This window comes from Mycobacterium sp. NPDC050551 (genome assembly GCF_040674075.1).
Lineage (GTDB): Bacteria > Actinomycetota > Actinomycetes > Mycobacteriales > Mycobacteriaceae > Mycobacterium.
Genome location: NZ_JBFARC010000005.1, coordinates 513,630 through 520,530, shown reverse-complemented (window position 1 = coordinate 520,530; position 6,901 = coordinate 513,630). Strand labels below are relative to the sequence as shown.

General features: G+C 70.2%; 8 protein-coding genes. 3 read left to right on the top strand and 5 right to left on the bottom strand.

Going from position 1 to position 6,901, the window contains the following annotated elements:
* Window positions 1–95: 95 nt before the first annotated feature.
* Entirely contained in the window at window positions 96–467 is a 372-nt protein-coding gene (locus AB0K11_RS22190) for a MerR family transcriptional regulator (protein WP_364981804.1), read from the bottom strand.
* A gap of 64 nt (window positions 468–531) precedes the next feature.
* Here AB0K11_RS22190 and AB0K11_RS22185 point away from each other — a divergent pair, with 64 nt between their 5' ends.
* Together AB0K11_RS22185 and AB0K11_RS22180 are read left to right on the top strand one after the other, a co-directional pair.
* Window positions 532–1,392, top strand: coding sequence for a polysaccharide deacetylase family protein (locus tag AB0K11_RS22185; RefSeq protein ID WP_364981801.1), 861 nt, complete (start codon window positions 532–534; stop codon window positions 1,390–1,392).
* Window positions 1,393–1,482: 90 nt separating this feature from the next.
* Window positions 1,483–1,635: a hypothetical protein gene (locus AB0K11_RS22180; RefSeq protein ID WP_364981798.1), complete on the top strand. Its 153-nt coding sequence runs from the start codon at window positions 1,483–1,485 to the stop codon at window positions 1,633–1,635.
* A 28-nt stretch (window positions 1,636–1,663) separates the two neighbouring features.
* Here the strand turns inward: AB0K11_RS22180 and AB0K11_RS22175 are convergent, their stop codons facing one another.
* From AB0K11_RS22175 to AB0K11_RS22160, 4 genes are read right to left on the bottom strand one after another with little or no spacing between them, the layout of a single operon-like run.
* Window positions 1,664–2,626, bottom strand: coding sequence for a Gfo/Idh/MocA family oxidoreductase (locus tag AB0K11_RS22175; RefSeq protein WP_364981796.1), 963 nt, complete (start codon window positions 2,624–2,626; stop codon window positions 1,664–1,666).
* Window positions 2,623–3,510, bottom strand: coding sequence for a sugar phosphate isomerase/epimerase (locus tag AB0K11_RS22170; protein ID WP_364981794.1), 888 nt, complete (start codon window positions 3,508–3,510; stop codon window positions 2,623–2,625). Before AB0K11_RS22170 ends, AB0K11_RS22175 begins: the two co-directional genes overlap by 4 nt.
* Entirely contained in the window at window positions 3,507–4,514 is a 1,008-nt protein-coding gene (locus AB0K11_RS22165; protein ID WP_364981792.1) for a Gfo/Idh/MocA family oxidoreductase, read from the bottom strand. Before AB0K11_RS22165 ends, AB0K11_RS22170 begins: the two co-directional genes overlap by 4 nt.
* Window positions 4,511–5,674 (bottom strand): phytanoyl-CoA dioxygenase family protein, encoded by a 1,164-nt coding sequence (locus tag AB0K11_RS22160; RefSeq protein WP_364981789.1) that lies wholly within the window; start codon window positions 5,672–5,674, stop codon window positions 4,511–4,513. Before AB0K11_RS22160 ends, AB0K11_RS22165 begins: the two co-directional genes overlap by 4 nt.
* Window positions 5,675–5,827: 153 nt before the next feature.
* Between AB0K11_RS22160 and AB0K11_RS22155 the strand changes: the two genes are divergently transcribed.
* Window positions 5,828–6,832, top strand: a complete 1,005-nt coding sequence (locus tag AB0K11_RS22155; RefSeq protein WP_364981786.1) for a LacI family DNA-binding transcriptional regulator — start codon at window positions 5,828–5,830, stop codon at window positions 6,830–6,832.
* Window positions 6,833–6,901 lie beyond the last annotated feature (69 nt).

Here is a 6,901-nt window from a genome sequence, read left to right as displayed (position 1 = left end):
CGGTGGATGAAGGGTAACCCATGCCCGAAACCCCCATATGGGCTTGTGCCCGACGCGATATGCGATTGCGATGATCGCTTGATAAGTGCACGGCCTCACGCGGGCCGTGCGCAGCGGCGCAGTTCGGCGAGGTAGGCCGAGATCGCGTCGCGGTTACGGGTCAGGTGGTCGATCCGGTCGCCCATCCGGTCGCACTCGCGCTGCAGGACCGCGATGATCTCCGGCGACGCGTCGGCGAAGTGGATGTCGCGCGGTGTCTTCAGGCAGGGCAGCACCTGTCTGATCACCCGGGTCGGCAGGCCGCCGTCGAGCAGGCTGCGGATCTGGGCGATCTGGTCGACGAACTCCTCGCTGTAGTCCCGGTAGCCGTTGGCCGCGCGCTGCGGGATCATCAGGCCCTGCTCCTCGTAGTAGCGCAGCAGCCTGGTGGAGACCCCGCTGCGTTGCGCCAACTCGCCGATCCGCATGTGACACACCTCACTACGTCGCCGATTGACCTTCACATCGATGTCAGGGTTCGACGATACCGCCGTGGACACCCAACTCATCACCTACACACCGATCACCGAACGCCCGGCCATCCGGTGGCCGGACGGCGCCCGGGTGGCGTTCTACGTCGGGCTGAACGTCGAACACTTCGAGGTCGACCGTCCGTCGACCAGCATCCATCCCGACACCGCGGCGCTGACCCCCGATCCGCTGAACTACGGCTGGCGCGACTACGGGTTGCGGGTGGGGATCTGGCGCCTGATCGACATCTTCGACAGGCACGGCATCCGACCGAGTGTCCTGTTGAACTCCGATGTGGCGCAACGCTACCCGCAGGTGATCCGGGCCGGCCTCGACCGGGGGTGGGCATGGCTGGCGCACGGCAGGAACAACTCCACGCTGCAGACCGACCTCGGCGACGACGAGCGCGAGTACCTGCTCGATGTCCTCGACACGATCGAGAAGGCCACCGGCCGGCGCCCTTCCGGCTGGCTCGGACCCGCTCTGACCGAGACCTTCCGCACGCCGGAGCTGCTCGCCGAATTGGGCGTGCGCTACACGTTGGACTGGACGAACGACGACCAGCCTTACCCGTTGCGGATCCCCGGCTTGCATAGCGTGCCGTATTCCGTGGAGCTGAACGACATCCCGCTGTTCGTCGGGAAGAGCCTCCCCGGTGCCCAGTTCGTCCAGATCGTGAAGGATCAGCTCGAACAACTCCACGCCGACGCCGAACACAGCGGCAGGGTGATGGCGCTGGCGCTGCACCCGTTCGTGACGGGCCAGCCGTTCCGGGCCAGATATCTCGACGAGGCACTGCGTTACGTCGTCAACCATCCCGACGTGTGGGTCACCACATCCGATGAGATCTCCGCCCACTACCTGGCGGGCCGGAGTGACTGACATCTCGATTCGGCGACAATTCACCAGGTCGACACCCTGCGCTGGGGTGCGTCGGCGTGCCGAATCACCGGAGATGGGCACAATGGAGGCATGGAGCCACATTCCGCACGGAGCCGCGCTTCGGCGTGGCGTGATCCGTTGTCGGTCGGCTGGTCTGCGCACCGTCAACTGCTGATGCTGCGGTTGCGGTGGCACGAACGCCGGTACGCCACGCCGACCGCAGGCGGCCGCTGGGACATCTGAGCCAGCGGCTGCACACCAACCGACGCCCCTAGCGCGGCGCCATCCCGGCGGCGCGGTAGGCGTCGTCGACGTAGGTCATGTTCTCTACCGCGTCGGCGAGATCGATCGGAAGCGGCGCACCGGTTTCCACGTGCGCGGCGAAGGCCGCCAGCTGGTAGGTGTACGACGGCCGGGTACCCAGCCGTTCGACCGACACGCCCGTAGCGGTGCGCACCGTCACCCGGTCGTCGTCGTGCGGCTTGATGAAGTCGTGCACCATCACCTCGCCCGCGGTGCCCACGATCCGCAGGGTGAACGAATAGTCCTCGGCGACCATCGAATTCGTCGACAGGCCGGTGGCCCCGCCAGGGTAGACGACCTCGACGTCGCAGCGGGCGTCGACCCCCGCAACGCGCTGCTCGGCCCGGGCGCTCACGATCGTGGGGCGGCCGAGCCGGCGCAGCAGGTGCATCCCGTAGCAACCCAGGTCCATCAGCGCGCCGCCCGCCATCGCCTGCGACCAGCGCGGATCGTCGTCGGCGGGTGCGGGCATGGCCATCCGCACCTCGGCGCGGATCAATTCGCCCAGCGTCCCGTCGCCCGCCAGCTGCAGCGCCCGCTGGGTGGCCGGGTGGAAGAGATAGTGGAAGCCCTCCATCACCGTGATCCCTGCGGCGCGTGCGGCATCGGCCACCTGACGCGCCTCGTTGTGGTTGCGGGCGAACGGCTTCTCGGTCAGCACCGGCTTCCCGGCTTCGACGGCCGCCAGATTCCACGGCGCGTGCAGCGCGTTCGCCAGCGGGTTGTAGACGACGTCCACCTCGGGATCGGCGATCACGTCGGCGTACGTGCCTGCCACCCGCTCGATGCCGTGCTTGTCGGCGAACGCCCGCGCGCGATGCGGGTCGCGCGCGGCCACGGCCACCAGCCGGTGGCCCAACTCACGCGCCGGGTCGACGATGGCGAGCTCGGCGATGCGGGAGGCGCCGAGGACACCGATGCGCAGCGTCACACCGTGACCGCGCGGCAGACGTCCTTCAGGAAGTCCACGCTGGCGCGCACGTCGGCAACCGGTCCGGGCCCCGTCGGCTCGCCGTCGAGAATGGTGTCCTGCTCCATCACGAACCAGCCGTCGAAGCCGTTGGCGCGCAAGGTCGTCACGATTGTGGCGATGTCGACGTCGCCGGCGCCCAACGGGGTGTACATGCCCGTCCGCACCGCCTCGGTGTAGGTGAGCTCGCCGGACTGCACCTGCGCCGCGAGCGCGGCGTCGACGTCCTTGAGGTGGGTGTGCGCGATCCGGTCGGGGTGTTCGCGGGCCAGCTGCAGGGGGTCGGTGCCGCCGATCAGCAGGTGCCCGGTGTCCAGGCACAGCGGGATCGCCGAACCCGACAGCACCCGCTCGACATCGGCGCGGGTCTCGACCATCGTGCCGACGTGCGGATGCAGGACCGCGAGCAGCCCGCGCGCAGCCACCACGGCGGCCAGCCGGTCGAGATTGGTCAGCAGCGTGCGCCACTGGTCGTCGTCGAGGACGGGCCGCGAGTCGTAGCCGTCGGCGCCCGTGGCGGCGGCGAGCACCACGACACCGGCGTGCGCGTCCACCAGTGCCTCGAGCGGACCGGCGAGGTCGTGGATCGGGTCCTGATCGGCATCGTGGGCCACCACCGGGACGAAGCCGCCGACGCACTCGAGCGCGTGGTCGCGCAGGGTGGTCTGCAGCGCGGCGGGGTCGGTGGGCAGGAAGCCCTCCGGGCCGAGTTCCGTGGCAGTCAGCCCGACGTCCTGCATCTCGCCCAGCACCCGGTCGGGGTCCAGTTGATGCCCCCAGCCGGGCACCTCACAGACCCCCCACGAGATCGGGGCGCCGGCGATCTTGATCGGATTCGCGTTCATCGGTTGCGGACCTCCTCGATGCGCACCGGCGCGTTCTTGTGCAGGGACTCCGTGGCGGCCTCGGCGAGCCACGCCACCTCGACGGCATCGGCGACGGTCGCGCCCCGGATGGGGCCGCCCCTGGTGACGTCGACGAAGGCCGCCAGCTCGATGCGGAAGGCCTCGGTGAACCGGTCCATGAAGAAATGGTGGGGGGTGCCGTTGGGGAAATCGGTGTGCGGGTCGAGGTTTCGGACGGGCGCCCCGGGGTCCCAGCCGGCGACCACGGTGTCGTCGAAGCCGTGCACCTCCAGGCGGCAGTCGTAGCCGCGGGCGTTGTACCGCGCCGCCGAGACCAGACCCATGGCGCCGCCGTCGAAGGTCACCACCACCGCGGCGGTGTCGACGTCGCCGTATTCGGCGAACAGCGGGTCGCCCTGCCGGGTTCCGGTCGCGTAGACCTCGACCGCTTCCTGACCGGTGACCCAGCGCAGCACGTCGAAGTCGTGCACGGCGCAGTCGCGGAAGATGCCGCCCGAGCCCCTGATGTAGTCCATCGGCGGGGGAGCGGGGTCCATCGTCGTGCTGCGCACGGTGTGCAGGGTCCCGACCGAGCCGTCGTCGACCGCCCGCTTCACGGCGGCGAACGCGGCGTCGAACCGGCGCTGGTAGCCGACCTGCACCGGCACGCCGGAGCGGGCGATCAGCTCCGCGACCCGAGCGCTCTCCGCGGCGGTCGAAGCGATCGGCTTCTCGCAGAACGTGGGGATGCCCCGCTCGACGGCGGCGAGGGTGAGCTCGGCATGGGCGGGTGTGGCGGCGGCGACCACCACGCCGTCGACGCCGGAGGCGAGCAGTTCGGCGACGCTGTCCACGGCCTTGACGCCGTGCTCGGCGGCGACGGCCGCGGCCACGTCGGTGCGCTCGTCGGTGATCACCAGGGCGTCGATTCCCTCCAGCGCGGCGAGCGTTTCGGTGTGGAAGGCGCCGATCCGGCCGAGGCCGATCACTCCGATGGTGGTCATGGGGTTCTCCGTTCGTTGCGGGCATCGAGCACGGTGTCGAGTGCGGTGGCGGGCAGTCCGTCGGCCAGCGCGGCCAGCACGGCGTCGACCTGGCTGGGCGGCGCGAGGCTGCCGAGGGGTTGGTCCTGGTCGAGGTTGGTGGGGAAGGCGTAGCCCTCGGCGGTGGCGTTGACGACGTTGGTCAGCTCCCGCTCGGAGCGGCCCGCGGCCTTCATGGCGAGCAGCGCCGGGTAGACGGCGCGCACCATCGCGGTGCGGTCCAGCGACTCCATCGCACGACCGAACGGCGAGGAGATCTGGAGCAGGTTGGCCATCCTGCGGATGTCGGCCGACGTGTTGGATCCCGCGCCGTGGTACAGCGCCGGGTTGAAGAACACCGCGTCGCCCTTGCGCAGCGGCACCTGCACGTGGTGCGCCGCGAAGTAGTCGACGAACTCGGGCCGGTGGAACGCGACGTAGCCGCCGGCGAACCGCTGCGAGTGCGGCAGCAGCATGGTCGGCCCGCTCTCCAGCGGCATGTCGCAGTGCGCAACCGCACCCTGCAGCGTCAAGGCCGCTGACAGCCGGTGCAGGTGCGCCGGATAGCTGGTCAGTTGGTCGGCGTCGACGAAGCCGAGGTGGAAGTCGCGGTGCGGTACCTGCGCGGCGCCACCGGGATTGACGACGTTCACCTGCGAGGTGACCTGGTAGCGCGGCCCGAGCCAGGCCTGGGACACCAGCGCGAGCGCGTCGGTGGCGTAGTAGTCGGCGAACACCTCCGGCGCGAAGAGGGCCAGCTTCTGCGCGGCGTTCCAGATGCGGTCGTTGGCGCCCGCCTCGCCGAAGTGGTCACCCGCCGCGGCGCCCTCGCTGCGCTGCGCGTCGATCAGCGCGCTGAACGCGGCACTCGCGCGGTCGACCACGTCGGCGGCGAACGCGTCGGTGAACACCACCACGCCGGGCCCGTCGGCCAGGGCGCGGATGAGCTCGGTCTGCAGCGCGCGCCGGTCCGCGCGGGCCGGCGTGTCGGCCGAGTACACCGGCACCCCGGACCGCACGTCGCCGGCCAGCGGATAGTCCGCGGGGTCGGTGCCCCGCGACACCTGCGCGTGGAAGTCGTCGAGGCGACAGTCGGCGTCCTCGATCCAGGCACTGTCGGCGGTGGTCACTGGGGCGGTCATGCCGTTAGTCTTGCGGGGACGCATCCCGCAATCAACACCAGAAACCCCTCAAAAAGACCTCACTGATTTACGCGAGCAGACGCAAAGCGCCGCGCTCAACGGCGTGTCGCGGGCAACATGCGTCTGCTCGCCGGGAGAACGGGACCCAGAGACATGGCGCACCGGTACAAGGTCCGTGAGATCGCCCAGCAGGCCGGGCTGAGCGAAGCGACGGTCGACCGCGTGCTGAACAACCGTCCCGGCGTCAGGGAGAACACCCGCGCCGAGGTCGTGCAGGCGATCGCCGACCTCGACAAGCAGCGGGCGCAGCTGCGGCTCAACGGCAGGCGCTACCTGATCGACGTGGTGATGCAGACCCCCCGGCGGTTCTCCGACGCCTTCCGCACGGCCGTCGAGGCGGAACTGCCGGCCTTCGCGCCCGCGATGGTGCGGGCGCGCTTCCACCTGTGGGAGGCGGGGGAGACCGCCCAGATGGTCGACACCCTGGCCCGCATCCGCGGCAGCCACGGCGTGGTGCTCAAGGCGCAGGACGATCCCGAGGTCGCCGCGGCCGTCGACCGGCTGGTGGACTCGGGCGTTCCGGTGGTCACCTATGCCACCGACGTGCCCGCCAGTGCACGGTCGGGTTACGTGGGCATCGACAACCACGGTGCGGGGGTGACCGCGGCCTACCTGATGGACCAGTGGCTGGGGCCGTCCCGATCCGACGTGCTGATCACGCTGAGCCGCACGGTGTTCCGCGGGGAAGGGGAACGTGAGGTGGGCTTCCGGTCGGGTCTGCGCGGCTCGGGCCGCGGCATCGTCGAGGTCAGCGACAGCGACGGCATCGACGCCACGAACGAGCGGTTGGTGCTCGAGGCGCTCGACCGGAACCCCGCGATCGAAGCCGTGTACTCGGTCGGCGGCGGCAACACCGCCACGGTGGCGGCCTTCGAGAAGGTCGGCAGGCCCTGCCGGGTGTTCGTCGCGCACGACCTCGACGCCGACAACCTGCGGCTGCTGCGGGACGGCCGGATCTCGGTGGTGCTGCACAACGACCTGCGCGCCGACGCGCGGCTGGCGATCCGGTCGATCCTGGCGCAGCGGGGAGCGCTGCCCGCCGAATCCGTGCGACCCACGCCGATCCAGGTCGTCACCCCCTTCAACCTGCCGGTGTGACGATGGAGTCGTCGTCGGGAGGCAATCCCCGATAACATTTCGCGCCACGGCCCCAGATGGCCACACTGT

What these genes read in the sequence shown, in the direction of transcription:
- AB0K11_RS22155 (WP_364981786.1), top strand. Translation starts at nt 5,828, where the DNA reads ATGGCGCACCGGTACAAGGTCCGTGAGATCGCCCAGCAGGCCGGGCTG.
- AB0K11_RS22170 (WP_364981794.1), bottom strand. Translation starts at nt 3,510, where the DNA reads ATGAACGCGAATCCGATCAAGATCGCCGGCGCCCCGATCTCGTGGGGG.
- AB0K11_RS22165 (WP_364981792.1), bottom strand. Translation starts at nt 4,514, where the DNA reads ATGACCACCATCGGAGTGATCGGCCTCGGCCGGATCGGCGCCTTCCAC.
- AB0K11_RS22160 (WP_364981789.1), bottom strand. Translation starts at nt 5,674, where the DNA reads ATGACCGCCCCAGTGACCACCGCCGACAGTGCCTGGATCGAGGACGCC.
- AB0K11_RS22190 (WP_364981804.1), bottom strand. Translation starts at nt 467, where the DNA reads ATGCGGATCGGCGAGTTGGCGCAACGCAGCGGGGTCTCCACCAGGCTG.
- AB0K11_RS22180 (WP_364981798.1), top strand. Translation starts at nt 1,483, where the DNA reads ATGGAGCCACATTCCGCACGGAGCCGCGCTTCGGCGTGGCGTGATCCG.